Here is a 24,745-nt window from a genome sequence, read left to right as displayed (position 1 = left end):
TCAGCGGTCAGTAGACCTTGTCCGGGGTCTCAGCGTCAGGCTGAGCCTCGCCGTTCTGCTGAGCCTCGCCGTCCCGCTGAGCCTTGCCGTCCCGCTGGGCCTTGGCGCTGCGCAGCGCCAGGACCAGGGCGGTGCCCACCATCAGCAGGGCCAGTCCCCAGCCGAGGGTCGCCGTGTAATCCGGTGCCTGTGGGATGGCGGAGAGCACGATGCCGATCGGGGCGAAGAACAAGAGTCCGTTGATGACGTTTTTTTGGCGTGCCATGCGATCAACCCTACGGTGAAACACCTCGAGCGAGACCTGCGCAGGAACGCCCGCGCGCCGCGGCTGCCCCGGATCAGCCAGCCTCACTGTCCAAGCGAACCGCACTGGGCGAAGCCAGCCTCAGTCCCCGAAGGCGGCACCGACCCGGCGCTGCAGCCGGGCCCATTGGTCCGCCGGGTCGAGCGCGGGGGAGAGCGTGTGCAGCTGCACCGCCGCAGGTGGAAGGACCGGTCCCTCGGCGGTGTTGTCCGCTGGTTCACCGTCGGCGGTGACCACCTGTTGGACCATGGACCCGGGCATCAGGTTCATCAACGCCAGGGCGAGCTGGCGGGCATGACCCGGTTCCAGCGCAAAGGGCGCCACGACGACGTCGGGGTCGATGTCGACCGGACGGGCCAGCGCTCGACGTGCCACGTCGAGTCCGCCGAGCACCGACTGCCCCAGGAACCAGCCCAGCAGCACGATCGATGATCCCAGCCGGCGAGGCCAGTCGCGCGGTGAGCGCCGCGCGGAGGGCGGCAGCAGCAGCAGGCTCATCCCCGTGGCCAGCGCCACCGAGACCAGCCCGTAGATCAGGTAGTCTGCGCCGGCTCCGGAGAGCGCCCACCAGAGGACGCCCAGCACCACGGCGCGCAGCACCCCGGCCAATACCCAGCTGCTCATGAGAACCTCCCTGCCACGAGCATCGTGGCCACCGTGACCACGGTCAGCAGCACCACCAGCATCAGGCCGGTGGACTCCCAGCCGCCCAACCGAGCCTCCGCCCAGGAGACTGCGCGTCGTCCCCGCTGCGCCGCGGCGGACCAGAGGCTGCCCCAGCGTTCGGCGGCGGACGTGGTGAACCCATGTGCACCATCCAGCGCCGACCCGCCGGCAGCCCCGACGCGACGCAGCAGCGACTCCTCCGCCAGCAGCAGGTCCCCGGGCGGGACCGCCGGCGTCGTCTCGCCGCGCAGCCGCGCCGGAAGCAGCCCGCGGCGGGCCGCGCCCCAGACCAGCGCCGCGAGGAGGATCCCGAACAGGATCGGCCAGGTCGCGTCCCACAGGGTGCTCGGCTCCCAGCTCGGCACGGCGACGCCGTCTGCCTGCACCGGATCGGTCACCCACCGGGCGCCGATCACCCAGGGGACCACGATCCCTGCCGCGCAGACCCCCAGCCAGGACGACAGCTCCCCATCGGCCCGCCGGCGCGGATCACGGTCCGCCGCCCAGATCACCACGGCGAAGCGCAGCAGCAGCAGGGTGGACCCGGTCGCGACCAGCGGCAGCAGCAGATCCAGCCCCACCCCGAGGACCTCGATCCCACTCACCGCCTCCTTGGACACATACTTGCCGAAGGCCCCGGAGGTCAGCGGAGCCCCCGCCACGGCCAGCCCCGCCCCGAGCATCCCGAGCAGCACCAGGATCCCGGTCCGACCCCGGGCATAGTGCTTGACCACCGGCACCCCCAGGAACAGCGCCCCCTTGGCGAGGCCATGGTGGACCGCGTAGATGACCGCGGCAGCCGACGTCGCGGCGCGCAGCTCGGGGACCATCAGCCCCACCGCGACCAGCACGGTGATGAACCCCATCTGCGAGATGGTCGAATAGGCCAGGACCACCTTCGGATCATGCTGGAGGACTCCGACGGCGACGGCGGCGAACGCCCCGATCAGCGCCAGCGTCAGCAGCACCGCCCCGGCTGTCTCGCCCTCGGGCAGGAACCGCAGCCAGCCGATCATGCCGGCCTTGACCATCGCCCCGGAGAGCACCGCCGAGGCGGCCGGCGGCGCGGCCGGATGGGCCAGCGGCAGCCACACGTGCAGCGGGACGGTGCCGGCCTTGACCCCGAATCCGAAGATCAGCAGCCCCTGGATCAACCCGGTGTGCGCGGTGCCTGCCGCCTCGGAGGTCTCGGCGAGCAGGAACCCGCCGGCGGAGGTCATCAGGATCAGCGCGGCCAGGATGGCGGTCTCGGAGAGCACCGACATCACCAGGTAGACCCGGGTGGCGCGCTGCGCGGCCGGGGTCCGGTAGTGGATCACCAGGCCGGCCGCGGAGAAGCTCATCAGCGCGAAGGCCAGATAGAAGCTGGCGGCGTCGGCGGCGAGGTAGGTGCCGATGTTGCCGGTGAAGCTGAGCAGCAAGAACGCCGAGAGCGCGCCCGAGCCCCGCTCCGCATCACGCAGCTTGATCCAGCTGATGGACAGCAGCGCGGCCCCGTAGAGCAGCGCGGCGATCAGCAGCAGCGGCCTGGCGTAGAGGTCCACCCCGAAATGCGCCCCGAACAGCAGCCAGGGCACCTCGACGGTCTCAGCGGCGGAGCCGGGTTCCGCCAGCAGCGCCAGCAGCACCGCCGGGGCCACGGCCAGCGGCGCGAACAGGGTCAGCCGGCGTCGAAGCGTGAACGCCTGCAGCGGGCGCAGCAGTCCCGCGAGCCCGAGGACCAGCACGATGACCAGCGGGGTCAGCAGGGACAGTGCAATGAGCAGCGACGGTGAGAAGAGCGAAGGGGGTGAGATCAGCATCAGCCCAGCACCCCCTCAGCGATGAACCGGGCGACCTGCAGCGGGGCGAAGGCCAGCGAGGCGGCGATCCCGACGAAGAGGGTCAGCCCGGCGGTGATCAGCGCCGGGATCAGCAGGCTCTTGGGCTCGCGGACCCGCAGCGGATCTGAGGCGTCGGATCCGCGGCTCACCAGCGTCTCGGGCTCCACCTCCTCGGGATCGACGAACCACAGCGCGTAGACCACGGGCAGGAAATATGCCGCATTGAGCAGCGAGGAGCCCACCAGCACCCACAGCACCCAGGGGTGCTCCGAGGCCAGCGCTCCGGTGCCCAGCTGCCATTTGGAGATGAACCCGGCCGTCGGCGGCAGCCCGATCATGCCGAAGGCGCCCACGGTGAACGCCGCCGAGGTCAGCGGCATCCGTCGTCCCGCCCCGCGCAGCTGGCTCACCGTATGGGCGCGGATCACCTCCGCGAAGAGTCCCGCGCAGAAGAACAGCGTCACCTTCATCAGTCCCTGGTGGACCAGGTGCACCACCCCGCCGGTGGTGGCGAGCACGTTGACCATCGCCACCCCCAGCACCACATAGCTGACCTGGGAGATCGTGGAATAGGCGAGCCGCTTCTTGATCTCCTGCTGGCGCAGCGCCTGATAGGAGCCATAGAGGATGGTGAACGCCGCGAGGATCAGCAGCGGGGTGAGCACCCCCAGCTCGGCGGCGGCTTCGACCCCGAAGACGTCGTGGAGCACCCGCACGATCCCGAACACGCCGGCCTTGACCACCGCCACCGCGTGCAGCAGCGCCGAGACCGGGGCCGGTGCGACCATCGCCAGCGGCAGCCAGCCATGCAGCGGGAACAGCGCGGCCTTGACTCCCAGACCGCCCACGAGCAGCCCGAAGATCAGCAGCGCCGGCACCGGATTCGAGGCGACCAGCTCGGTGACACCCTCGGCGCCGCCGTCGGCGAAGTCGACCGGGCCCACGTACATGGTCAGCCAGACCACTCCGATGAGCACCGCGAGTCCGCCGCCCAGGGCGTAGCGCAGGTAGATCCGGGCCGCCCGCAGCGAGGCGGGGGTGCCCCAGTGCGCCACCAGCGGGTAGGTCACCACGGTGAGCAGCTCGTAGAACACCAGGAAGGTGACCAGGTTCCCGGAGAAGGAGATGCCCACCGTGGCGGTGACACACAGGCTGAAGAACCCGAAGAAGCGGCTCTTGTTCTTCGTCCCGCGCAGGTATCCCAGGGCATAGACGGTGGTCAGCAGCCACAGCAGCGAGGAGAGCCCGGCGAAGAACAGCGCCAGCGGGTCCACCCGCAGCACCAGGTCGATGCCCGGAAGGAAGGGTGCGGAGAACTCGGGCCGGGCGCCGTCGGCCACCACGGCCGGGACCAGGGCGATGATCAGCAGCACCTTCGCCACCGCGGCGGTGAGGTTGATCCCGGCGCGCAGCTTCACGCTGTTCTCCGGCAGCGGGAAGATCGCGACGGCGGCGGTCAGCGACAGCAGCACCATCACCACCGGGATGGCGGGCAGGAGCTCCCCGGGCATCTGCTCGAGCCAGGTCACCATGGGGCGCCCACCTCCAGGACCCCGGTGAGCCAGACGCCGAGGAACCCGGTGAGCACGGTGAGCAGTCCCAGCACGAAGGGCGCCAGCTGCGCCTTCCCGGTCAGCGTGGGGTCTTCGGGGCGGGTCTGGGCCTGCGGCAGGGTCAGCTCGGTCTGATCGTCTTCACTCATCACCAGCAGCGGGGCCACCGCCTTGAGCAGATAGGCGGCGCTGAACAGGGTTCCGGCCACCAGGACCACCAGCATCCAGTAGTGTCCGGCGGCGACGGCGGAGGTGGCCAGCAGCCACTTGCCGGAGAAGCCCAGGGACAGCGGCAGCCCGATCAGGCCCACCGCGCTGAGACCCATGCTCATCACCAGCATCGGGTGTGCCCGGCCGGCGCCGCGCAGATCTGCGATCTCATCGGTGCCGTAGAGGTCCTTGAGGTGCCCGGCGGAGAGGAAGAGGCTGGCCTTGGCCAGCCCGTGCCCCAGGGCCAGCGCCACGGTGCCGCTCAGCGCGCCCGCCAGCACCGCGCCCTCGTCCAACGTGGTGCCCGGCTGGGCTTCGAGTGCGCTGGTCTCGGGGTCCAGCAGCAGCGGCAGCAGCAGGAACCAGTATCCGACCTGGGCCACGGTGGAGTAGGCGATCAGCGGCTTGAGCCGGCTCTGCCGCAGCGCCATCACCGACCCCACCAGGATCGCGGCGGCGCCCATCCCGGCCAGCACCCAGGCCAGGATCACCAGCTCCGGCAGCGGACCGGCGACCCACAGCCAGACGCGCAGCAGCACGAACAGCGCGGCCTTGATGACCAGCGCGGAGAGCAGCGGGGAGACCGCACTGGGGGCCGAGGAGTGCGCCGGGATCAGCCACCGGTGCAGCGGCACCAGGGCCACCTTCAGCGCCAGGCCGAGACTGATCAGGCACAGCGCCAGCACGACGGCGGCGAGGTCGGCGTCGTCCTCGGCGGCGAGCCCGGTGATGATCTCGCCGGAGTCGATGATGTCCAGGGTGCCGGTCACCGAGTAGATCAGCGCGACCCCGATGAGGAACAGCAGCGAGCCCAGCACCGCGATGAACAGGTAGCGCAGCGCCGCGGGCCAGGCGTCACGGCCGCCGAGGGCCACCAGCGCCACCGCGGTCAGTCCCACCAGCTCCAGCCCGACATAGGTGTTGAACAGGTCCCCGGAGAGGAAGACGGCGTTGAGCCCGGACCAGCAGCCCAGCCACAGCGGCCAGAAACCGGCGTGACCCGCGCGCCAGACTCCGGGGGGCTCCGTGCGACGGTGATGCTGCTTGTCCGCATCCCGGTCCGGTGTGCCTGGGACCAGCCGCTTCCCGGTGGAGGCGGGGCGCGCGGCGGCATAGCAGCTGACCACCGCGCCGACCACGGCGGTCATCGCCAGGAACAGGGCTGAGAGGCCGTCGGCGCGCAGAGTGATGCCCAGCGGGGACTCGAAGCCGCCCAGGGCGAGCTCGAGGGTCTGCCCGGAGGTGACCTGGACCAGGATCGGGGTGCTCAGGCCGAGCACCGCCGCAGAGGTGATCACGCCCAGGACCCGCCGCGCCACTGAGCCCAGCAGCACGCTCAGCGCGCTGGCCAGCAGCGGAACCAGCACCACAGCGCCCAGGCAGAACAGGGTCAGGCTCATCGGTGCGGTCACTCCTCGGCCTCCGCGTCCTTGGAGCCGTTGGAGTGTCCAGAGTCTCCGGCGTCTTTGGTGTCCGCGGGGCCTTCGACGTCTTGGGCACCTTCGATCCGGCGGATCAGCACCGCGCCGAGTCCGGTGAAGGCCACCGTGATGACCAGCCCGGTGATCACCAGTGCCGAGAGCACCGGATCGGTCCCGTCCCCCGCGCCGGCCGCATCACCGGATTCCGCCGTGCGGGCCGCCAGGGCGAGGATGAGCATCAGCGAGCCGATCCCGGTGACGTTCAGCGCGATCAGCCGGGCGACCAGGTCCCGGGTGAGCAGCATCCGCACCATCCCGATCACCGCGATCGCCGTGCCGAGAAGCAGGTACCACTGCACCTGGGACAGGTTGATCGCGCCCACGCCAGCCATACCGAGGGCCACAGACAAGGGCATCATGTGGTGACCTCGCGCCGCGCGGGGTTGTCCAGGCACAGGTAGATCGCGTAGAGCCCGGCCGCGATCCCCAGCGTCAGCAGGATCTCGATGGTGAGCAGCACCGGGAAGGAGAAGGGCGCGTTCAGGTGTGCCAGGGCGGCCAGGATGAAGACGACGACGCCGGCCACCAGCACTGGGCGCAGCCAGCTCACGGTGAGCTTCCCCAACGGCACGTGGGCGCTGTGCAGCAGGATCAGCACCGCGCAGAGCACGGCCCCGGACTGGAAGGCGCCCCCGGAGTCGGTGCTGCCGGCGAAGAGCAGCCACAGTCCGGCCAGGAACAGCACCGGGGCGAACACTCGGATCAGCCAGTGCAGGCTCGCCGGGATCGGCGGCGCCGGGCTCAGCGCGCCGCTGAGTCCGGCCCGAGGCCCGACGTCACCGTGACCCAGCGCGAGCACGGCGACGGCCGTGAGCATCAGCACCGCAGATTCCAGCAGGGTGTCGTAGAAGCGGAAGACCAGCAGCACGCCGGTGATCTCATGCTCCACACCGGTCAGCCCCATATTCGCGGTGAGGGCCGCGTCCCAGGCGGGCAGCGACTGCTCGGCGCGGAGCCAGACGGCCGCGGCGACGACGATCAGGGTGATGGCGCTGAGCGTGCCCACCACAGGTCGCAGCCAGGTCCACCGCGGCGCGGTCGCGGCATCGGGGGAGGGCTGGGCGGGGGAGCTGACCGAGACCCAGACCAGGAGTGCTGCGAGGATCCCGCCGCCGATGCCCGCCTCGGCCAGAGCCACGTCCACGCTGCCCAGCCGCAGCCAGGCCAGCGTGGTCAGCACGCCCAGACCGAGCAGGCCCATGGACTGGGCGAACCGGGAGCTCGGAAGAACGGTGCACAGCACCGAGGCGAGCAGCCCAGCCCCGAGCACCAGGTCTGCGGCTGGGACTCCACCGGTCATGACTGGCGCTCCGGGGTGTCCGGCGTCGGTGGAGTCGCCTGCGTCGCCGAGCCGCCCCGGCGCTGCTGCGACTGCTCGGCGGCGTCGATGCCGCCGAGCACATGCGCCGAGATCGACGCCGCCGCCAGCGCCAACACCCAGGTCAGGACCAGCACCGCGGCGCTGGTCCAGCTCCCCAGCAGCAGCGCGACGCCGGTGAGGACCAGCCCGAGGCCCAGATTGTCCGCCTTGGTCAGAGCATGCAGCCGGCTGCGCAGGTCGGGGAAGCGGATCAGGCCCAAGGTGCCCACGCTGAAGAAGAAGGTGCCGGCCAGGATCAGCGCCAGGGCCGTCAGCTGGCTGAGTTCGCTCATGCGGGCTCTTCCGCGCCGGTTCGCCGGGGGCGCCTGCGCAGTCCGGCGCGCACCGCCGCCGCGACCGCCGCCGTGCCGGTGAGCACCAGCGCCACGTCGAGGTACCGGGCGCCGTCGTCGGACAGGGCGGCGAGCACCGCCGCCAGTGCGGCACCGGTGGTGCCGGTGAGCAGGACCACCAGCAGCCAGTCACCGGCCAGGCCGCGACGGGCGAACACGGCCAGGGCGAGAACGTAATTGGCGAGCAGCACTGCGAAGACGCCCAGCAACACTGCTTCGCTCATCACCGCTCCTCACTCACCAGGAATCTGTCACTCGGCAGGGATGTGTCACTGTCCGCGCCAGTCGTCAGCTGCTCGAGCCGACCCCCACCAGCCTAACGATCTGACCCCGCCGCCAGGACATACACTGAGGCACTGTGACCTGTCTCTCAATCTGAGACCGTTCATGTGGAGTTCACGCTCTGTCACCCAACTCGTCAGTGGTGTGGCTAACATGAGGTCAGTAAATACTGGAAGGAAGCTGGATGAGCTCTGCTGTGCAGACTGAGCAGGAACGGACGCGCGCTCGCGCGCACCGACGACGGCAATCGAAGAACTGGTCCCTGTTCCTGCTCTTCGCGGGTCCGAACATCCTGCTGATCCTCGCGTTCATCTATTACCCGCTGTTCTCCAACATGTACTACTCCACCCTGGACTGGCGGCTGGGCTCCTCCAGCGCCACCCAGATCGGGCTGGAGAACTACGTGGCCTTCTTCACCTCAGACTCCGGCCTGGAGGTCTGGCGGGTCACCGGCATCTTCACCGCCGGCGCGGTGCTGGGCTCGATGATCCTGGGCCTGCTGATCGCGCTGGTGCTGAACAAGAAGATCCCGGGCAAGACCGCCGCCCGCACCGCCGTGTTCTCCCCCTATGTGCTCTCCGGGGTCGGGGTGGCGATGGTGTGGAACTTCATCTTCGATCCCACCCGCGGCGGGCTCTCCCACATCCTCGGGTTCTTCGGCGTCAGCTCCCCGGAGTGGTACCTGAATGAGGACTGGTCGCTGTTCATGGTGATCATCGTCTATGTGTGGAAGAACCTCGGCTACTGCGCGGTGGTATTCCTCGCTGGGCTGCAGTCCATCCCGAAGGACCTGATCGAGGCCGCGACCATCGACCGGGCCGGCCCGATCCGCCGTTTCGTCTCGGTCACGCTGCCGCTGCTGACCCCCACGGTGTTCTTCCTGCTGGTCACCAACATCCTCTTCTCGATGACCAACGCCTTCGACATCCTGCGCACCATGACCCCGACCGGTCACGGCACCAACACCATCATCTTTGAGATCTACCTGCAGTCCTTCGGCGCCTATCAGCGAGCCGGCTACTCCGCGGCCATCGCCGTGGTGCTGTTCTTCACCCTGTTCTTCATCACCGCTGTCCAGCTGCGCTTCGTCGAGCGGAAGGTGCACTACTCATGAGCCTGACCCGATCGCGACCCCCCAAAGAGGATGCACAGCCCCGCGGCATCGCCCCGGAGAAGAAGCAGAAGCTGACCAAGGCCGAGCGCAAACAGATGCGCCGCGGCGGCTGGCTGGACGCGTTCAGCCGGCAGAACCTCGCCGACACCATCTTCACCGGCTACCTTCCGATCTTCGTGGCGCTGATCGTGATCGTGCTGCCGCTGGCCTGGATGGTCTCCTCCAGCTTCAAGCCGCCGACCGAGATCGTCACGCTCAACCCCACGCTGCTGCCGCAGGATCCCACCCTGGACAACTTCGGCAACGTCGTGGATCGAGTGCCGCTGCTGACCATGTTCGGCAACAGCATCTACGTGACCCTGGTGGGCTCCAGCATCAAGGTGCTGCTGGCGGTCACCACTGCCTACGCGCTGGTCTTCATCAAGGTCCCAGGCCGGAACTTCATCTTCCTGGGCATCCTGGTGGCTCTGATGGTCCCCCCTGAGGTCTCGATGTTGCCGAACTACCTGACGATCACCGGCCTCGGCGGCCGCGACACCCTCTGGGGCATCATTCTGCCGGGTCTGGGCACCGCCTTCGGCACCTTCCTGCTGCGCCAGCACTTCATGGCCCTGCCCAAAGAGATGTTCGAGGCCGCCGAGCTCGACGGCGCCGGACACTTCCGCAAGCTCTTCCAGATCGCGGCACCGGTGTCCATCCCGGCCATCGCCACCGTCGGTCTGGTCACCGTGGTCAACGAGTGGAACAGCTTCCTCTGGCCGCTGGTCATCACCGGCAGCGCCGAGAAGATGACCCTGCCGGTGGGCCTGAACCTGCTGCAGTCGGTCGAGACCCAGGCCGGCAGCTACGGGATCCTGATGGCCGGCGCGGTCATCGTGATCGCCCCGATGCTCATCATCTTCGCCGCGCTGCAGAAGTACATCGTGGCCGGACTGACCCAGGGCTCCGTGAAATGACCCAAGCCGAGATGCTCTCCGCCGCCGGTCCGCCGGGCGCCACCCAGACCTCCCTGTCACGACTCCGAATCAATCACCGCACCACAAGGAGCACCTGATGAAAAAGCTGAACAGCAGGACGACGACGGGCGTCGCAGCCCTGAGCATCGCCGTACTCGCGCTGAGCGCATGCGGCCCCGACACCTCCGGCGATGAGCAGGAGGCCGGCGAGGGCGTCGACTGGGCCGAGGTCGAGCCGGCCGAGGAGATCGTCTTCTGGTCCAACCACCCCGGCGGGTCGGTGGATCAGGAGGAAGAGCTGATCGCCGCCTTCGAGGAGGAGTCCGGCATCTCGGTCACCCTGGAGAACTCCGGCGCCACCTACGAGGAGACCTCCCAGGGGTTCCAGACCTCCCAGGGCACCGGCGCGACCCCCGACGTCGTCGTCCTCTCGGACGCGACCTGGTTCCCCAACTACCTCAATGACTCGCTGCTGGCAGTCGATGAGGTCCTTGAGGCGGCCGAGGTCGACACCGACGGCTATGTGGAGGCCCTCTACGAGGACTACGTCTATGAGGACTCCCACTACGGCGTGCCGTATGCCCGCTCCACCCCGCTCTTCTACTACAACGCCGATCACTATGAAGAGGCCGGCATCGAATCTGCTCCCGAGACCTGGGAAGAGGTCGCCGAGGTCTCCCAGCAGCTGGTGGAGGCCGAGACCGCGAACTCCGCGTTCTCCTTCCCACCCCAGGAGGAGTATCCCGCCTGGTGGATGCAGAACCTGATCTGGGGCTACGGCGGCAGCTGGTCCGATGAGTGGGACTTCGCCCCCGTTTCTTCCGAAGAGACTGTCGAGGCGCTTGAGTTCGCGCAGGACGCCACCGACGACTGGGCCTCGGTCTCCTCCGGTGATCCGGCCGATGACTTCGGCTCCGGCGCCACCAGCCAGATCGTGCAGTCCACCGGCTCGCTCGGCGGCATCCTGGACACCGCCGACTTCGAGGTCGGCGTGGCGTTCCTGCCCGGCGGCCCCGAGGCTGAGGGCGAGACCCCCACCGGCGGTGCCGGTCTGATGATCTCGGCGAACTCCGAGCCCGAGGAGCAGCTGGCCGCGGCCATGTTCATCGGCTTCATGACCAACACCGAGAACACCGCATTCTTCTCGGAGAACACCGGGTACATGCCGGTCCAGCAGGACGCCGACATGTCGGCCGTCTACGAGGAGACCCCGCAGTTCCAGGTCGCCGTCGAGCAGCTGGAGCGTGCGCGCTCGCAGGACAACGCGCGGGTCTTCCTCCCCGGCGGTGACCTGGAGCTCTCGCAGACCCTGCAGAGCATCCTCACCAACGACGTCGACGTGGCCGAGGAGATGGAGTCCGTGCAGTCCTCCCTCGAAGACCTCTACGAGCGCGATCTGGCTTCCGAGCTGGAGTAGACACCGCAGCATGTGAACACCAGAACCGCCGCTCGACCCACTGGGTCGGGCGGCGGTTCTGTGCGTTCGTCGGTTCTGCGGGTTCGCTACAGTCAGACCATGAGCGAACCGACCCCGCACCAGAACACCATCTTCTCCCTCAACGGAACCGGCACCGGTGAGCAGACCGGTGAGCAGACCGGGCACGGCTACCTGGCGCTGCCCGAGAGCGGCTCCGGGCCCGGGGTGATCGTGATCCAGGAGTGGTGGGGACTCACCGATCACATCAAGGACGTCACCGACCGGCTCGCGGCCTCCGGCTTCGTCGCACTGGCCCCGGACCTCTACGGCGGGTCGATCACTCACGACGGGGCCGAGGCCAGGGAGATGATGTCGAGGCTGCCTGCCGAGGAGGGCGCCAGACTGCTCGCCGGCGCCACCGATCACCTGTTGGGGCTGGATGCGGTCACCTCCGCCTCGGTCGGCGCCATCGGCTTCTGCATGGGCGGCGGGTTCGTGCTCGCCCTGGCCGCCCAGCAGGGGGACAGGGTCTCCGCCGCGGTGCCGTTCTACGGAGTGGGCCAGGGCGCGCCGAAGAGCTACGTCGGGGTCACCGCCGCGGTGCAGGGCCATTACGCCGAACACGATGACAGCTGCCCGGTGGAGCGGGCCCGCGAGCAGGCGCAGCAGATCCGGGCCGAGTCCGGCGCCGAGGTCACCTACTTCTACTACGACGCCGGCCACGCGTTCCACAACGACACCAACGCCGCCGGCACCTACGATCCAGAGCAGGCGCAGCTCGCCTGGGACCGTGCGGTGGAGTTCCTCGCAGAGAAGGTGGTCTGAGCCCCAGCGCTCCTCCCGCGTCCGCAGCCTCGGCAGGGTCACCCGGGGGAAGGTATCGTGTCCGCTACGGAACTCACTCTCTGTCACATGGGAGGACAGATGGCGTCGGTCCTGGACCATACGAGCATTCCCGCGTGGGCGCGTGCGCCTGCCGCGCAGCCAGTGGACCCGGCAGCCGCCTCATGCACGATCCTCACCTACGGGTCGTCGTCGCTCGCCGCAGGGTGGAGCAGCGAACTCACCGACCTCGGCATAGAACACCGCATCGTCGCCCTGGCATCGGGAGACAGCGCCCAGGAGCAGCTCATCATGGGTGAGGAGCTTCAGCGCGCCGTCGTCGGGTGGAGGTTGATGATCGTGGGACCGCTGGCGGACGTCCTGCGCGCCCGCTCCCTGGCGTTGCAGGCAGGGCTGCTCGGGGCGGAGATCATCGTGAGCACCACAGACGTGGATCGCATTGAAGTCAGCTGCGCCCACTGTGCGGCGACGACGCTCACCACGGCGCGGCCGGCCCAGCTCATCGCCTGTCATGGCTGCTCGGAGACCCTGGTCGTCCATCATCATCTCTCGCCTCTGAGAGGCAGCTTCCTCGGCTCCAAGCACGACGCGGAACAGCGGCTCGAGGCGAGGAGAGAGCCGGCATGAGCACCTTTGCCCTGGAGGTCACCGACGTGGTGGACGCCTCCCCAGAGGTGCGCACGCTCACGCTGGCGCGTCCAGATCGTGGCTGGCTTCCGTCATTCACCCCGGGCAGCCACCTGATCCTTGAATGTGGACCCTCGGTCAACGCCTATTCCCTGCACGGGGACTCCCAGATGCCGGACGCCTACACGATCTCGGTGCTCCGCACCGGGTCTGCCGAGGGAGGCTCGAGGTGGCTGCATGAGCGCCGCCCGGGAGACACGGTCCTCGCCCGACCGCCGCGTTCGCTGTTCCCCCCGATGCAGAAGGCCAGCAAGCACCTGCTGGTCGCCGCGGGCATCGGAGTCACCCCGATCCTCTCGCATCTGCGGGCGGCCGTCCGCTGGGGCCACGCGGTGGAGGTCCGCTACATGCATCGACCCGGTCACGGGGTCCACCTGGAGGAGCTGCGCAACCTCGCTCCTGGGTCACTGCGCAGCTTCACCGACCGCGTCCAGTTCCGCGCCGATCTTGAACTGTGCCTGCAGCGCCAGCCCATCGGAACCCATCTGTATTGCTGCGGGCCGGCGACCTTTATGGACGCGGTCCGCGAGGTGGCAGCACGACGAGGCTGGCCGCTCGAGCGGGTGCACACCGAACGCTTCGGTGCTGACGTACTGGACCCGGGGAAGTCTTTCGACGTCGCCCTCAGCGTCTCGCAGAAGGTCATCACGGTGGCTCCGGGTCGGAGCATCTTGGAGGAGCTCGAAGACCAGGGACTCGCGGTGCCGAACCTCTGTCGGCAGGGATTCTGCGGGGAATGCCGGATCGACGTCACCGCTGGGATCCCGCTGCACCGCGACCAATACCTGGAGGACGAGGAGCGGGCCGCCAACGATTCGCTGATGTGCTGCGTCTCCCGAGCCGCATCTGACCGTCTCGAAGTGCCGCTGTGAGCGCTGATACGGTCGCCAGGGATCTGGTCCGCACTTTTCCCTTCCCTTTTGCCGGTGACACGTACCGATACTCCACCAACCTGGAGCCAGCGCGTCAGTCGGTGCAGACGCCGGCAGGCCGATGGGGAGACGCCGTGGTGCACATCGACAGTGGATACGCCGCCGAGCTCGCTGAGCGAAGGGCCATTCTCAGCAGCGACCCCTCGCGGATGCAGGTGCTGCCGCATATGCGTCCCGCCGCGTGGGACGCCATGCTGACCCTGATGCAGGAGCTGACCCTCGCCTACCCGGACACGATGCGTCTGGACCGTGAAGCCGGGACGTTCCTGTGGACCAACCGGCGCAGGGGCATCGAACAGCGGTTCGTCTACGGGAACCCCAGCACGCTGCCGCAGGAGCCGCTGGCGTTCATCGGCGACCAGGTGCAGGAGGACATCGTCCTGCTGGACCAGCGCGAGGGTCAGCTCTTCGTGGATGCGGGACTGGTCTCCTTCGCGTCGAACTGGTCCTTCGGCTTCGACCTGGGGATGAGCTTCATCGAGATCCACGGGCCGGTGCCGCGGGTCCACGACACCGGGGTCATCGCCCGAGCCCAGAAGTTCCTCATGCGTCTGCAGCCGGACGCCCCCTATCGCCGGACCAACTGGTCGCTCTCCGTAGGGCGGCGCCTGGATCTGTCCACCGAGACGTATCCCGACTGGGGGTCTGAGAGAGGAAGGGTGCTCAGCCTCGACGACGCGACGTTCGGCGCCGAGGTGCACCTGCGGGTGGAGGTTCAGCATCTGGTGCGGCTCCCCGAATCCGGGTGTGTCATGTTCTTGATCCGCACCTACCTGCTCCCCCTGGAGGCGGTCGCGGAGGTGGAGCCCTGGCGGGACAGGCTGGCGGCAGTTCTCGCCGAGCTCCCTGAGGACATGGCCGACTACAAGGGCTTCCTCGCCTACCGCGATCGCGCGGTGGACTGGCTGGCGGCCCGAAAGTCCGAGGCTCCGTAGACTGACCCGATGAGACTGGGAGCCATACCGGGCGCGACGCCGGACAAATGGGTGACGCGCTGGCGTGAGCGGTACCCCGACTTCGCCCTGAGCGTGGACCGCTTCGACGAGGCGGGTCAGTTGGAGCGACTGCGCGCCGGCACGGTCGACGTCGGATACATCCGGTTCCCCGAGGACGCGCAAGCCCCCACCGGGGATGACCTGCACCGGGTCTGGCTCTACCGCGAGGCCCCGGTGGTCTGCGCCTCCCGCGATCACTGGGTGGCCGCCGCCGAGACCTCGGTGACCTGGGATGAGATCGCCGCAGAGTCGTTCTTCGACCCGGCCGAGATGCTCCCCGAGCCCGGTTCAGACACGTCAGCTCCAGACCCGTCCACTTCAGAGCAGTCAGCGCCGGAGTCAGAAGAACCGGAGGAGCATCAGCCGGCAGATCCGGAGCAGCTCGCCGCAGATGACATCCACACGCCCAAGCTGGGCGTCGATCTCGCCGCGGGGGAGCGGATGGCCTTGGAGGTCGTCGCCTCGGGTGCCGGACTGGTGATCCTTCCGAACTCGGTGGCACGGATGCTCGCCCGCCGAGACATCGTCATCCGCGAGGTCGAGGGCCTCCCAGGTTATGACGTGGGCCTGGCCTGGCTCCGCGAAGCCGACGGCCCGGTGATCCAGGAGTTCATCGGAGTGGCGCGCGGCCGGAAGCCCGGCAGCGGCCGCAGCGAGATCAGCACCGGCGTCGAGGCGAAGTCCGGGTCGAACTCTGGCTCGAAGCCTGAGGCGAAGTCTGACCCGAGGTCGAAGTCGACCCCTAAGCGGGCAGCTGCTCGCGCAGCGCCCGGGCGCTCGCGGCCGGGTCCGAAGCCTGGGTCACGGCGCGGACAACCACCACGCGGTCGGCGCCGGCCGCGGTGACCTCGCCGATGTTGGCCTCATTGATCCCGCCGATGGCGAAGAAGACCTTCGAGCTCTCCAGGCTCGCCGCCTGTGCCGCCAGCTCCAGTCCGACAGCGGCGCGGTCCGGTTTGGTCGGGGTCTCCCAGATCGGACCGGTGCAGTAGTAGTCCAGGCCGATGTCGGAGTCAGCTTCACGCACCTGCTCCCAGGTCTGGCAGGACCGGCCGATGACGACGTCGTCGCCCAAGATCATCCGGGCCTCTTCAGTGGTCAGGTCGTCCTGGCCGACGTGGAAGACGTCGACCCCGGTGATCGCCGCGACGTCGGCCCGATCGTTCGCGGCCGAGAGTCCGCCGTGCTCATTGGCGACCTGGCGCAGCAGGGTCAGCGCGGCGATCTCCGTCTGCACCGCGACACCCTTGTCCCGGATCTGGATGATGTCCACACCTCCGGTGTAGGCCGCGACGAAGAAGTCGTACAGCGCGTCGAAGTCCAGCTCATCCACCGGCCCCGCCTCGGGCCGGGTGATGAATCGCTGGAGGTCGGTGCAGACGTAGAGCCTGGCCGAGACCAGGCGATCCCGGCGCAGATGGCCCAGGTGGGAGGGGTGTGGGGTGTGTGCCATGGTCTCAGTCTCATCCATATCTCCACATTAGGGCACCCCCTGGGGCTGTGGCCTTGGGATTGGTGAACGACATGGCTCCGGCCTCCGCGGAGCGCCAGCGCAGACAGAAGCGGCCAGGACCCATCTCTGGTCCTGGCCGCAATGCTCGTCAGCCGTCAGCCTTTCGGCCGGCGTGGCCTGTTCAGCCCTTCGCGACCAGCGTCAGGAACGCGTGGTTGAAGTCATCCAGATCATCGGGGGTCCGGGACGTGACCAAGCCATCGCTGACGACGGCGGACTCGTCCACCCATTCGGCGCCCGAGTTCGTCAGGTCTGTCTTCAGGGACGGGAAGCTCGTGACTCGACGGCCCTTGACCTGATCGATCTCGGTGAGGATCCAGGGGCCGTGGCAGATCGCGGCCACCGGCTTCTCGGCAGCGAAGAATGCGGAGACGAACTTCTTGGCAGCATCGTCGATCCGCAGGCTGTCAGCGTTCAGGGTGCCGCCGGGCAGGATCAGCCCGTCGTAGTCCCCGGCCGAGGCGGAGCCGAGCTGGACGTCGACGTCGAAGTGATCGGAGTGGTTCCAGTCGCCCTCCATCGCCTGGAGGGACTTCTCGTTGGGGGAGACGATCTTCGCGGTCCCGCCGGCAGCCTTGATGGCGGCGATCGGCTCGGTGAGCTCGGGCAGCTCGACGCCGTCGGTGACCAGCAGCGCGATGGTCTTGCCAATGATCTGTGGTGAGTTCTCGGCCATGGTGATGCTCCTTGGTATCGGTGGTCATGTCAGGCCCGTGAGGGCCTTCTGCGCCTGTCGAATCTAGCCGGTGGCGCTGGTCGGTGCCATCGCACCTCCTGCACGCGAGCTGAAGATCGGAGGTGCTCGCGAGACCCGGGGCGCCCGCGGGACGAAGGTCAGAGGACCTGGGAGATCTGCTGGAAGCCGAAACGCTCTCCGCGCGGGTACTGGGCGTCGTCGTCGGTGCTGGGGCCGTGGCCCACGTTCAGCACCATCAGGGTCTTCCAGCCGGTCTCCGCGTGGACTTCGGCGTCGACCCCAGGTGCGTCGAGTCCGGCCATCGGTCCGACGTCGAGGCCGTGCGCGCGCAGCGCCACGATGAAATACCCGGCCTGCAGGAACGCGTTGTCGCGCCCCATCTTCTCGCGGAACTCGACTCGCTCGGCGAACTTCTCCCGCAGCCCCTCCACCTGGGGATAGAGCGTGGGCATGTGCTCATGCCAGTTCGGGTCATAGGCGAGGACCACGGTCATCGGTGCCGCGGAGGTCTTCTTGCCGTTGTCCCCCTTGAAATGCTCGACGACGGCGTCGCGCCGTTCCCCGGGGTTCAGCACGGTCAGGCGCATCGGCTGGCAGTTCATGGAGGTCGGAGCCCAGCGGGCGTCCTCGTAGGCCTGGTGGATCAGCGCCAGGTCGACCGCGCCCTCGGAGAAGAGGTTCGTGGTGTGGCGGCCTTCGAAGAGTTGATGCATGGTCTCGCGGTCCACTGCTGCAGTCGCCGTGGGCATGGGGGCTCCTCGTGCTCGTCGGTGTGCGCTTGAAGATGCCGGTTGCGGCACTATCAACACCAACGCCGAAGGCTTAGAGGTTCTTCCCTCCGCCGCTCCATCCCGCCTCTTCCTCATCTGAGCAACGGGTGTGGCTCGGGGGCGGCGCGCGTGACCCCGGTGCACCTGGTAATCTCGAAGCCTGGCTTCACCAGGCCAGAATGCGGGCGTAGCTTAATGGCAAAGCTTCTGCTTCCCAAGCAGACGACGCGGGTTCGATTCCCGTCGCCCGCTCTGTGAACACCAGGGCGAACACCGCAGTCATCGGCGCCGGCGTGATCGGGCTGTTGACCGCCTGGCAGCTGCGTCTGACCGGCCATGACGTCACCGTCATCGCCCCGAGCATCGCCCAGGACGCCTCCTACGCCGCCGCCGGAATGCTCGCCCCGATCAGCGAGGTCCAATACGGCCAGGATGATCTCTGGCCGATCATGACCGCCTCCCGGTCCGAGTACCCGCAGTTCCTCTCCACGCTTTCCCGCGCAACCTCGGTGCCCACCGGGTACCGCGAGAACGGCACGCTGCTCATCGCCGCCGACCGCTCCGACCGCGACGCCGTCGCGGAGCTGGCTGTTCTCCAGCGTGAGCACGGCATGGAGGTCAGCGCGCTGACCAGCTCCACCCTGCGACGTCGTGAGCCGGGCCTCGCCCCCGGACTCTCCAAGGGCTGGGACGTCCCCAGCGATCATCAGATCGACCCGCGCCAACTCGTCGCCGCCACCCGGGCCGCGCTGGAGGCAGACCTGGACCCGCGTCAGTTCCCCGGAGCCGGAGCTCCCGCCCGCTGGCACACCGCCACGGTCACTTCCGTCGAGGAGGCGCCTGACGAGCAAGAGGCACCCGGTCAACGGTTCATCCTCACCACCGACGACGGCGCGGCGCACCCGTTCCACTCGGTGCTGATGGTGCCCGGACTCGGCTACTCCGAGATCGCAGGACTGCCGGAGACCTGCCCGCTGGAACTGCGCCCGATCCACGGCGATGTGCTGCGCCTGCAGGTCAACCCGGCTCAGCTCATGCGCGGGGAATCCCACGTCCTCGATGCCACCGTCCGGGCCAAGGTCAACGGCCGCTCGGTCTACCTGGTCCCGCGCGCCGACGGGGGACTGGTGATCGGAGCCTCCTCCCGCGAAGACAGCCTGGCCGGCACCCACGCCGGCTCCGTCCAGGAGCTGCTCACCGACGCCGTCGCCGTGCTGCCCGGGGTCAAGGACATGGAGCTCACCGAGATCACCACCCGGGCCCGCCCCGGCACTCCCGACGAGCGGCCCTTCCTGGGGGAGCTGCGCCCCGGACTGGTGGTCTCCACCGGCTACTCCCGCCACGGCATCCTGCTGGCCCCGCTGGCCGCTCGGCTCGGCGCCGCACTGGTGAAACCTGCACTGTTGGGATCTGCATCGTCGGACCCCACACCCGAGCTCAGCGCAGAAGATCAGCAGCTGCTTAGCCGCATGCGGCTGACCCGGCACCGAGACTGACTCACTAGACTGGTCACGGCCCGCGCCGCGCGGGCCCGAGTCCTGGATCGGACCAGGAACACACCCGGCCCGTGCCGTGTTGTGCCAAGACCACCCGCACCTGATGACGTGGAGAACCATGCTCACCGTCCGCATCAATGAAGAACCCGTGACGCTGCCTGAGGACGCCACCGTGGTGGACGCCGTCGCGCAGACCACCGGGCGCAGCCTCAACCCCGATGGCACACCCGCCGACGGGGGTAGGCTCGGCGTCGCCGTCGCACTCGACGCCGCCGTCGTCCCGCGCAGCCGCTGGTCCGCGACCACCCTGACCGGTGGCGAAGACATCGAGATCGTCACCGCCGTCCAAGGCGGCTGAGAAGAGAGCCCTATGAACACACCACTGCGCGCAGCAGACCTTCCCGCCGTCGAAGTCGGTGACTACACGCTGACCAACCGCCTGATTATGGGCACCGGCGGAATCACCGACCTCGACGCGCTCGAACGCGCCCTGCTGGCCTCGGGCACCACGCTGACCACCGTGGCCATGCGCCGGTACAGCCCGGAGACGAAGACCTCGGTGTTCTCGATGCTGGAGCGGCTCGGGATCGACATCCTGCCCAACACGGCAGGCTGCTACACGGTCAAGGACACGGTGCTCACCGCCGAGCTGGCCCGCGAGGCGCTCGAGACCAACCTGATCAAGGTCGAGGTCATCGCCGATGAACACACCCTGCTCCCGGACGTCATCGAGACCCTCGAGGCCACCGAGCAGCTGGCTGACCGCGGGTTCATCCCGATGGTCTACACCTCCGATGACCCCGCCGTCGCGCTGCGCCTGGAACAGGCCGGCGCGGCCGCGGTGATGCCGCTGGGTGCGCCCATCGGCACCGGGCTGGGCATCCTGAACCGGCACAACATCGAACTCATCACCTCCCGGGCCAGCATCCCGGTGGTCCTCGACGCCGGCATCGGCAGCGCCTCCGAAGCCGCCCTGGCCATGGAGCTCGGCTGCGACGCCGTGCTGGTCGCCTCCGCGGTGACCCGCGCCCAGCGCCCCACCGAGATGGCCACCGCGATGCGAATGGCCGTGCACGCCGGCTACCTCTCCGCCCGGGCGGGGAGGATCCCGCGCCGCGAACATGCCCAGGCCTCCTCCGCTTTTGACGGCCGGATCTCCCCCATCGACGAACTCACCTGAGGAACCTCCCCCACGATGAATGATCTCTCCCAGTTCTCCCGCTCCCAGATGGAGCGGTTCCAGCGGCACTTCTCGCTGGACGGCTTCGGCATCGAGGCTCAGGCGAAGCTGCTGAACTCCCGTGTGGTGGTCATCGGCGCCGGCGGGCTGGGCGCACCGATCCTGACCTACCTGGCCGCCGCCGGGGTGGGCACCATCGATGTGATCGATCACGATGTGGTGGACCGCTCGAACTTGCACCGCCAGGTGATCCACTCCGAGTCCAGCATCGGGGAGCCCAAGACTGCCTCCGCCGCCGCGGTGATGCGCGGGCTGCACCCCGAGGTGGTCATCCACGAACACCGCGCACCGATCACCGCCGCCAACGCGCTGGAGCTGATCGCCGAGGCGGACATCGTGGTGGACGGCTCGGACAACTTCGCCACCCGCTACGTGGTCGCCGACGCCTGCGAGATCGCCGACAAGCCGATGGTCTCCGGGTCGATCCTGCGCTTCGCCGGACAGGTCAGCCTCTTCTGGGCTGGCCACGGACCCGCCTACCGCGACCTCTACCCCGAGGCTCCCGACGCCGGCGAGGTCCCCACCTGCGCCCAGGCCGGGGTGCTCGGGGTGCTGCCCGGGGTGATCGGATCCATCATGGCCACCGAGACCATCAAGTTCCTCACCGGCATCGGTGAGACCCTGTTGGGACGGGTGCTGATCTATGACGCGCTCAACGCCAGCTTCCGCGAGATAGGCCTGCACCCCGATCCCGAGCGGGTGCCGGTGACCAGCATCGGCGCCGATGTCGCCGGACTGGGCGGGTTCAGCGCCGACGCCCCCGCCGCGGCGGCCGCCCCGAACGCTTCGGCGCCCGCGACCGAGCCCGCGACCGAGCCCGCGACCGAGTCCGCCACCGGGCAGTCTGAACCGGAACCGGCAGCCGAGCCGGCCGCCGTCGACGATCTCGACTTCAATCCCTTCACCGGGGACCCCAAGCTCGACGATGAGCTGACCCCCAAACAGTTGCGTGAGCTCCTGGAGGCCGGAGCGATCGGCGGCATCGTCGATGTCCGGGAGCCGTGGGAGCACCAGATGGGCACCATCGAAGGCGCGGTGAACATCCCGCTGGGGGATCTCTGGCACGACGACGCCGGGGTCTCCGGTCTCGACGACGTCACCGGAAAGCCGGTGGTGCTCTATTGCAAGATAGGGGTCCGCTCCCGCCAGGCCCTTGAAGTCCTGCGCCAGCGCCACCCGGAGGCGGAGCTGCGCAACCTCATCGGAGGCTATGAGCTTTACAAACAGCTCTGAGCTTTCTTGGGTGCGGTAGTTTAGTAGTGTGAGTGCATACCTGGCGGTCATCGGAGAATGCCTGGTAGATGTCGTCCATTCGGAGACATCTGCCCCCAAAGCGCACGTCGGAGGTTCGCCGTTCAATGTCGCGGTGGGACTGGCCCGGCTTGAGCACGACGTGGTCTTCGCCGGTCGCCGCGGAGACGACGACTATGGACGGATGATCGCGCGCAGTCTGCGCGCCCAGGGCATCACCGCCCTGCTGGAGGCCGACGCCTCCCCGACTTCCGTGGCGCGCGCCACCCTGGACCCCACCGGACAGGCCAGCTACGAATTCACCCTGGACTGGACGCTTCCCAGCGCTGACGAGCTGGAAGAGAAGTTCTGTGCCCTGGCCCGGGAGACCAAGCCCGCCGCCCAGAACGGCGACGACACCGGCCCGCTGGAGCACCTCCACGCCGGTTCGATCGGGGCCATGCTCCAGCCCGGCGCCGAGACGGTCAAGGGGGTGCTGGACCGGGCGCGGGGGGTCGCGACCATCTCCTATGACCCGAACTACCGCCCCACTCTGGTGCCCAACCGCGAGGAAGCCCGCCTGCAGGCCGAGGAGTTCATCGCCCGCGCCGACGTCATCCAGGCCTCCACCGACGATCTGGATCTGCTCTACCCCGAGCGCAGCCACCGCGAGACCATGGAGGCCTGGCTGCAACTGGGTCCCGCCCTGGTCATCGTCACCCGAGGACCGTCCGGGGCGATGGGGCTGACCCGCGCAGGCTTCGCCGAGCAGGAGGCCTTCTCCATCGAGGTCGCTGACACGGTCGGCGCCGGAGACTCCTTCATGGCCGCCACGCTTTCCACGCTGCGCGGGATGAACCTGCTCGGTGCCTCCCGGCGGGCAGCGCTGCGCGAGATCAGTACCGACCAGCTCGCCACCGTGCTGCGCACCGCCGCCCGGGCCGCGGCGATCAACTCCTCCCGCTTCGGCGCCCAGCCTCCCACTGCGGATGAGCTCACCCAGGCTCTCAAGAGCTGATCAGATGACCGAGCTCTCCTTCCCCGCCTCCGTTCCGACGCTCACCGGTGGGCCGGTGCACCTGATCGCCAGCGACATCGACGGGACCATCCTCAGCTACACCCACACCCAGTCCGGCACGGTCTCCGCGCGCACGGTCGAGGCGTTCCAAGCCGCCCAGTCGGCAGGTGTCCGGGTCGTGCTCGTCACCGGACGCCCGGTGCGCTGGCTCAAACACATCAGCGAGACCCTCGGCGCACTGGGCACCGTGATCGCCTCCAACGGCGCAGTCATCTACGACCTCGCCGGCGACCGGCTCATCCACGAGGCCGTCCTGAACGCCGAGGCGCTGTTCAGCGTAAAGGATATGATCAGCCAGATCGATCCGCGGGCCTCCTTCGCCGCGGAGACCCTCCAGCACGTGCACATGGAGGAGCCCTTCATCGCCGGTTCGCTGTTCTTCGAAGAGGACCGCCGCCGCGCCGCCGGCGTCACCGAGGAAGACCTGCGGCTCGGGCCGCTGGACGAGACCCTGGAGCGCGATGGGCTCACCCACGCGGCCCGGACCCCGGGAAGCGACGTCACCAGCGCCCACGTGACCGATCGGGTGGTCAAGCTGCTATGCAAGACCAACACCATGGCCCCGGATGAGTTCCTCGGCCGGGTCCAGGAGAAGGTCGGGAACCTGCTCACCGTCACCCACTCAGCCCCTGGGGTCAGCCTGCTGGAGCTCTCCGCCCGCGGCGTGAACAAGGCCGCCGGCCTCGCCCGCTACGCTGCCTCCCATCAGATCGACCGGGAACGCGTCGTCGCCTTCGGGGACATGCCCAATGACATCGAGATGCTCCGCTGGGCCGGCACCTCCTGGGCCGTCGGCTCGGCCCACCCGGAGGCCCGCTCCGCCGCGAACCACACCGCAGCATCCTGTGACGAGGACGGCGTCGCGCAGGTGATCGAGAAGCTGCTCGCCGGAGAGCTCTAGATGCCCAAGCCCTACCGCAGGCACGCCTATCGGGACGTGGCGTACCTGCTGAACTCCCGGCCCGGGCCGCTGCACCACCGGCCGCTGGCCTTCGCCCACCGCGGCGCTGATCCGCGCCGTGAGAACACCATGGGCGCCTTCCGCCATGCGGTGGAGCTGGGGTACCGATACCTGGAGATCGACGTGCGCACCGCCGCCGACGGCACCCTGGTGGTCTTCCACGACGAGGAGCTGGACCGCGTCACCACCGGCAGCGGCCCGCTGGGCGAGAAGACCTGGGCTGAACTCGCCGAGCTGCGGGTGGGCGCCGGCGAGGACTTCACCGAACCACTGGTGCGCTTCGAGGAGCTGCTGGACGCCTGGGATGACGTCCACCTCAACGTCGACCTCAAGGACTCCGCCGCGGTGACCGAGTTCGCCCGGCTGGTGGACTTACACCAGGCCCACGACCGGGTGCTCTCCGCGAGCTTCAACGACGCCCGCCGGCACAGTGTTCGACGTCGGCTGACCCGGCCGGTCGCCGCCTCAGGCGGCTGGGCCGCCACCGCGCTGATCGTGCTCATGGGACCGCTCGGACTGATGGGCCGGCTGGGCGGGCGCATCGCCGAGATCGACTGCGTGCAGGTCCCGGTCTCCCAGGGCCGGCTGCGCGTGGTGACCCCGCGCTTCGTGCAGCGCTGCCACCAGGCGGGCCTGCAGGTCCACGTCTGGGTCGTCGATGACCCCGCGCAGATGCATGAGCTCCTGGACATGGGCGTGGACGGTCTGATGACCGACGACGCCGAGGCGCTCGCCGAGGTCATGCGCGAACGCTCCGTCTGGCCGCAGCGCTGACCTGGTCCGA

27 protein-coding genes and 1 tRNA gene are annotated in these 24,745 nt (G+C 68.8%); 16 read left to right on the top strand and 12 right to left on the bottom strand.

Annotated elements, in window-relative coordinates; genetic code table 11:
* Positions 1 to 7: 7 nt before the first annotated feature.
* The 9 genes from LTI14_RS09450 to LTI14_RS09410 form a co-directional block, all read right to left on the bottom strand.
* Entirely contained in the window at positions 8 to 265 is a 258-nt protein-coding gene (locus tag LTI14_RS09450; RefSeq protein WP_241476355.1) for a hypothetical protein, read from the bottom strand.
* Between the two features lie 120 nt (positions 266 to 385).
* A complete protein-coding gene (locus tag LTI14_RS09445; RefSeq protein ID WP_241476354.1) occupies positions 386 to 928 on the bottom strand; it encodes a Na+/H+ antiporter subunit E in 543 nt (180 codons plus the stop codon).
* Complete coding sequence (locus LTI14_RS09440; RefSeq protein ID WP_241476353.1) at positions 925 to 2,772, bottom strand: complex I subunit 5 family protein; 1,848 nt, start codon at positions 2,770 to 2,772, stop codon at positions 925 to 927. Before LTI14_RS09440 ends, LTI14_RS09445 begins: the two co-directional genes overlap by 4 nt.
* Positions 2,772 to 4,325, bottom strand: coding sequence for a complex I subunit 5 family protein (locus LTI14_RS09435; RefSeq protein WP_241476352.1), 1,554 nt, complete (start codon positions 4,323 to 4,325; stop codon positions 2,772 to 2,774). The genes LTI14_RS09440 and LTI14_RS09435 overlap by 1 nt, the downstream gene beginning before the upstream one ends.
* A complete protein-coding gene (locus tag LTI14_RS09430; RefSeq protein WP_241476351.1) occupies positions 4,319 to 5,956 on the bottom strand; it encodes a complex I subunit 5 family protein in 1,638 nt (545 codons plus the stop codon). Before LTI14_RS09430 ends, LTI14_RS09435 begins: the two co-directional genes overlap by 7 nt.
* Before the next feature lie 8 nt (positions 5,957 to 5,964).
* Positions 5,965 to 6,396: an NADH-quinone oxidoreductase subunit K gene (locus tag LTI14_RS09425; protein WP_241476350.1), complete on the bottom strand. Its 432-nt coding sequence runs from the start codon at positions 6,394 to 6,396 to the stop codon at positions 5,965 to 5,967.
* The gene (locus tag LTI14_RS09420; protein WP_241476349.1) at positions 6,393 to 7,337 is read right to left on the bottom strand and encodes a hydrogenase subunit MbhD domain-containing protein; all 945 of its coding nucleotides are present in this window, start codon (positions 7,335 to 7,337) and stop codon (positions 6,393 to 6,395) included. Before LTI14_RS09420 ends, LTI14_RS09425 begins: the two co-directional genes overlap by 4 nt.
* A complete protein-coding gene (locus LTI14_RS09415) occupies positions 7,334 to 7,690 on the bottom strand; it encodes a cation:proton antiporter (protein WP_241476348.1) in 357 nt (118 codons plus the stop codon). Before LTI14_RS09415 ends, LTI14_RS09420 begins: the two co-directional genes overlap by 4 nt.
* Positions 7,687 to 7,974 (bottom strand): hypothetical protein, encoded by a 288-nt coding sequence (locus LTI14_RS09410; protein WP_241476347.1) that lies wholly within the window; start codon positions 7,972 to 7,974, stop codon positions 7,687 to 7,689. Before LTI14_RS09410 ends, LTI14_RS09415 begins: the two co-directional genes overlap by 4 nt.
* A gap of 242 nt (positions 7,975 to 8,216) precedes the next feature.
* Here LTI14_RS09410 and LTI14_RS09405 point away from each other — a divergent pair, with 242 nt between their 5' ends.
* From LTI14_RS09405 to LTI14_RS09370, 8 genes are all read left to right on the top strand, one after another.
* The gene (locus LTI14_RS09405) at positions 8,217 to 9,146 is read left to right on the top strand and encodes a carbohydrate ABC transporter permease (RefSeq protein WP_241465623.1); all 930 of its coding nucleotides are present in this window, start codon (positions 8,217 to 8,219) and stop codon (positions 9,144 to 9,146) included.
* A 95-nt stretch (positions 9,147 to 9,241) separates the two neighbouring features.
* Entirely contained in the window at positions 9,242 to 10,102 is an 861-nt protein-coding gene (locus tag LTI14_RS09400) for a carbohydrate ABC transporter permease (RefSeq protein WP_241465781.1), read from the top strand.
* 97 nt (positions 10,103 to 10,199) lie between these two features.
* A complete protein-coding gene (locus LTI14_RS09395) occupies positions 10,200 to 11,519 on the top strand; it encodes an ABC transporter substrate-binding protein (RefSeq protein WP_241476346.1) in 1,320 nt (439 codons plus the stop codon).
* A gap of 99 nt (positions 11,520 to 11,618) precedes the next feature.
* Complete coding sequence (locus tag LTI14_RS09390) at positions 11,619 to 12,344, top strand: dienelactone hydrolase family protein (RefSeq protein WP_241476345.1); 726 nt, start codon at positions 11,619 to 11,621, stop codon at positions 12,342 to 12,344.
* Between the two features lie 99 nt (positions 12,345 to 12,443).
* The gene (locus tag LTI14_RS09385) at positions 12,444 to 12,989 is read left to right on the top strand and encodes a dimethylamine monooxygenase subunit DmmA family protein (protein ID WP_241476344.1); all 546 of its coding nucleotides are present in this window, start codon (positions 12,444 to 12,446) and stop codon (positions 12,987 to 12,989) included.
* Positions 12,986 to 13,921 carry a PDR/VanB family oxidoreductase gene (locus LTI14_RS09380; RefSeq protein WP_241476343.1) on the top strand — a complete coding sequence of 312 codons (936 nt, stop codon included), beginning with the start codon at positions 12,986 to 12,988 and terminating at the stop codon, positions 13,919 to 13,921. Before LTI14_RS09385 ends, LTI14_RS09380 begins: the two co-directional genes overlap by 4 nt.
* On the top strand, positions 13,918 to 14,916 hold the full coding sequence (locus tag LTI14_RS09375) for a heme-dependent oxidative N-demethylase family protein (protein ID WP_241476342.1): 999 nt from the start codon (positions 13,918 to 13,920) through the stop codon (positions 14,914 to 14,916). Before LTI14_RS09380 ends, LTI14_RS09375 begins: the two co-directional genes overlap by 4 nt.
* 9 nt (positions 14,917 to 14,925) lie before the next feature.
* Complete coding sequence (locus tag LTI14_RS09370) at positions 14,926 to 15,822, top strand: LysR substrate-binding domain-containing protein (RefSeq protein WP_241476341.1); 897 nt, start codon at positions 14,926 to 14,928, stop codon at positions 15,820 to 15,822.
* Here LTI14_RS09370 and thiE read toward each other — a convergent pair.
* The 3 genes from thiE to LTI14_RS09355 all read right to left on the bottom strand — a co-directional run bounded on the left by thiE (position 15,719) and on the right by LTI14_RS09355 (position 17,935).
* Positions 15,719 to 16,429 carry a thiamine phosphate synthase gene (gene thiE / locus LTI14_RS09365; protein ID WP_241465616.1) on the bottom strand — a complete coding sequence of 237 codons (711 nt, stop codon included), beginning with the start codon at positions 16,427 to 16,429 and terminating at the stop codon, positions 15,719 to 15,721. The two genes, LTI14_RS09370 and thiE, sit on opposite strands and share 104 nt — an antisense overlap.
* Before the next feature lie 181 nt (positions 16,430 to 16,610).
* Positions 16,611 to 17,165 carry a type 1 glutamine amidotransferase domain-containing protein gene (locus LTI14_RS09360; RefSeq protein ID WP_241476340.1) on the bottom strand — a complete coding sequence of 185 codons (555 nt, stop codon included), beginning with the start codon at positions 17,163 to 17,165 and terminating at the stop codon, positions 16,611 to 16,613.
* Positions 17,166 to 17,323: 158 nt separating this feature from the next.
* Positions 17,324 to 17,935, bottom strand: coding sequence for a malonic semialdehyde reductase (locus LTI14_RS09355; protein ID WP_241476339.1), 612 nt, complete (start codon positions 17,933 to 17,935; stop codon positions 17,324 to 17,326).
* A gap of 202 nt (positions 17,936 to 18,137) precedes the next feature.
* Here LTI14_RS09355 and LTI14_RS09350 point away from each other — a divergent pair.
* The 8 genes from LTI14_RS09350 (at position 18,138) to LTI14_RS09315 (ending at position 24,735) form a co-directional block, all read left to right on the top strand.
* Positions 18,138 to 18,208, top strand: a tRNA-Gly gene (locus tag LTI14_RS09350).
* A 2-nt stretch (positions 18,209 to 18,210) separates the two neighbouring features.
* Positions 18,211 to 19,452 (top strand): glycine oxidase ThiO, encoded by a 1,242-nt coding sequence (gene thiO / locus LTI14_RS09345; protein ID WP_241476338.1) that lies wholly within the window; start codon positions 18,211 to 18,213, stop codon positions 19,450 to 19,452.
* 118 nt (positions 19,453 to 19,570) lie between these two features.
* On the top strand, positions 19,571 to 19,810 hold the full coding sequence (thiS, locus tag LTI14_RS09340) for a sulfur carrier protein ThiS (RefSeq protein WP_241470852.1): 240 nt from the start codon (positions 19,571 to 19,573) through the stop codon (positions 19,808 to 19,810).
* 12 nt (positions 19,811 to 19,822) lie between these two features.
* Positions 19,823 to 20,632 (top strand): thiazole synthase, encoded by an 810-nt coding sequence (locus tag LTI14_RS09335; protein ID WP_241476337.1) that lies wholly within the window; start codon positions 19,823 to 19,825, stop codon positions 20,630 to 20,632.
* 15 nt (positions 20,633 to 20,647) lie between these two features.
* Positions 20,648 to 21,925 carry a molybdopterin-synthase adenylyltransferase MoeB gene (gene moeB / locus LTI14_RS09330; protein WP_241476336.1) on the top strand — a complete coding sequence of 426 codons (1,278 nt, stop codon included), beginning with the start codon at positions 20,648 to 20,650 and terminating at the stop codon, positions 21,923 to 21,925.
* A 28-nt stretch (positions 21,926 to 21,953) separates the two neighbouring features.
* Positions 21,954 to 22,940 (top strand): carbohydrate kinase family protein, encoded by a 987-nt coding sequence (locus LTI14_RS09325; protein WP_241465609.1) that lies wholly within the window; start codon positions 21,954 to 21,956, stop codon positions 22,938 to 22,940.
* Positions 22,941 to 22,944: 4 nt separating this feature from the next.
* Positions 22,945 to 23,901 (top strand): HAD family hydrolase, encoded by a 957-nt coding sequence (locus LTI14_RS09320; RefSeq protein ID WP_241476335.1) that lies wholly within the window; start codon positions 22,945 to 22,947, stop codon positions 23,899 to 23,901.
* Positions 23,902 to 24,735: a glycerophosphodiester phosphodiesterase gene (locus LTI14_RS09315; RefSeq protein WP_241465607.1), complete on the top strand. Its 834-nt coding sequence runs from the start codon at positions 23,902 to 23,904 to the stop codon at positions 24,733 to 24,735.
* Positions 24,736 to 24,745 lie beyond the last annotated feature (10 nt).

The organism is Nesterenkonia sp. YGD6, from assembly GCF_022565895.1.
Classification (GTDB): domain Bacteria; phylum Actinomycetota; class Actinomycetes; order Actinomycetales; family Micrococcaceae; genus Nesterenkonia.
This window is presented reverse-complemented; position numbering and strand designations above follow the sequence as displayed.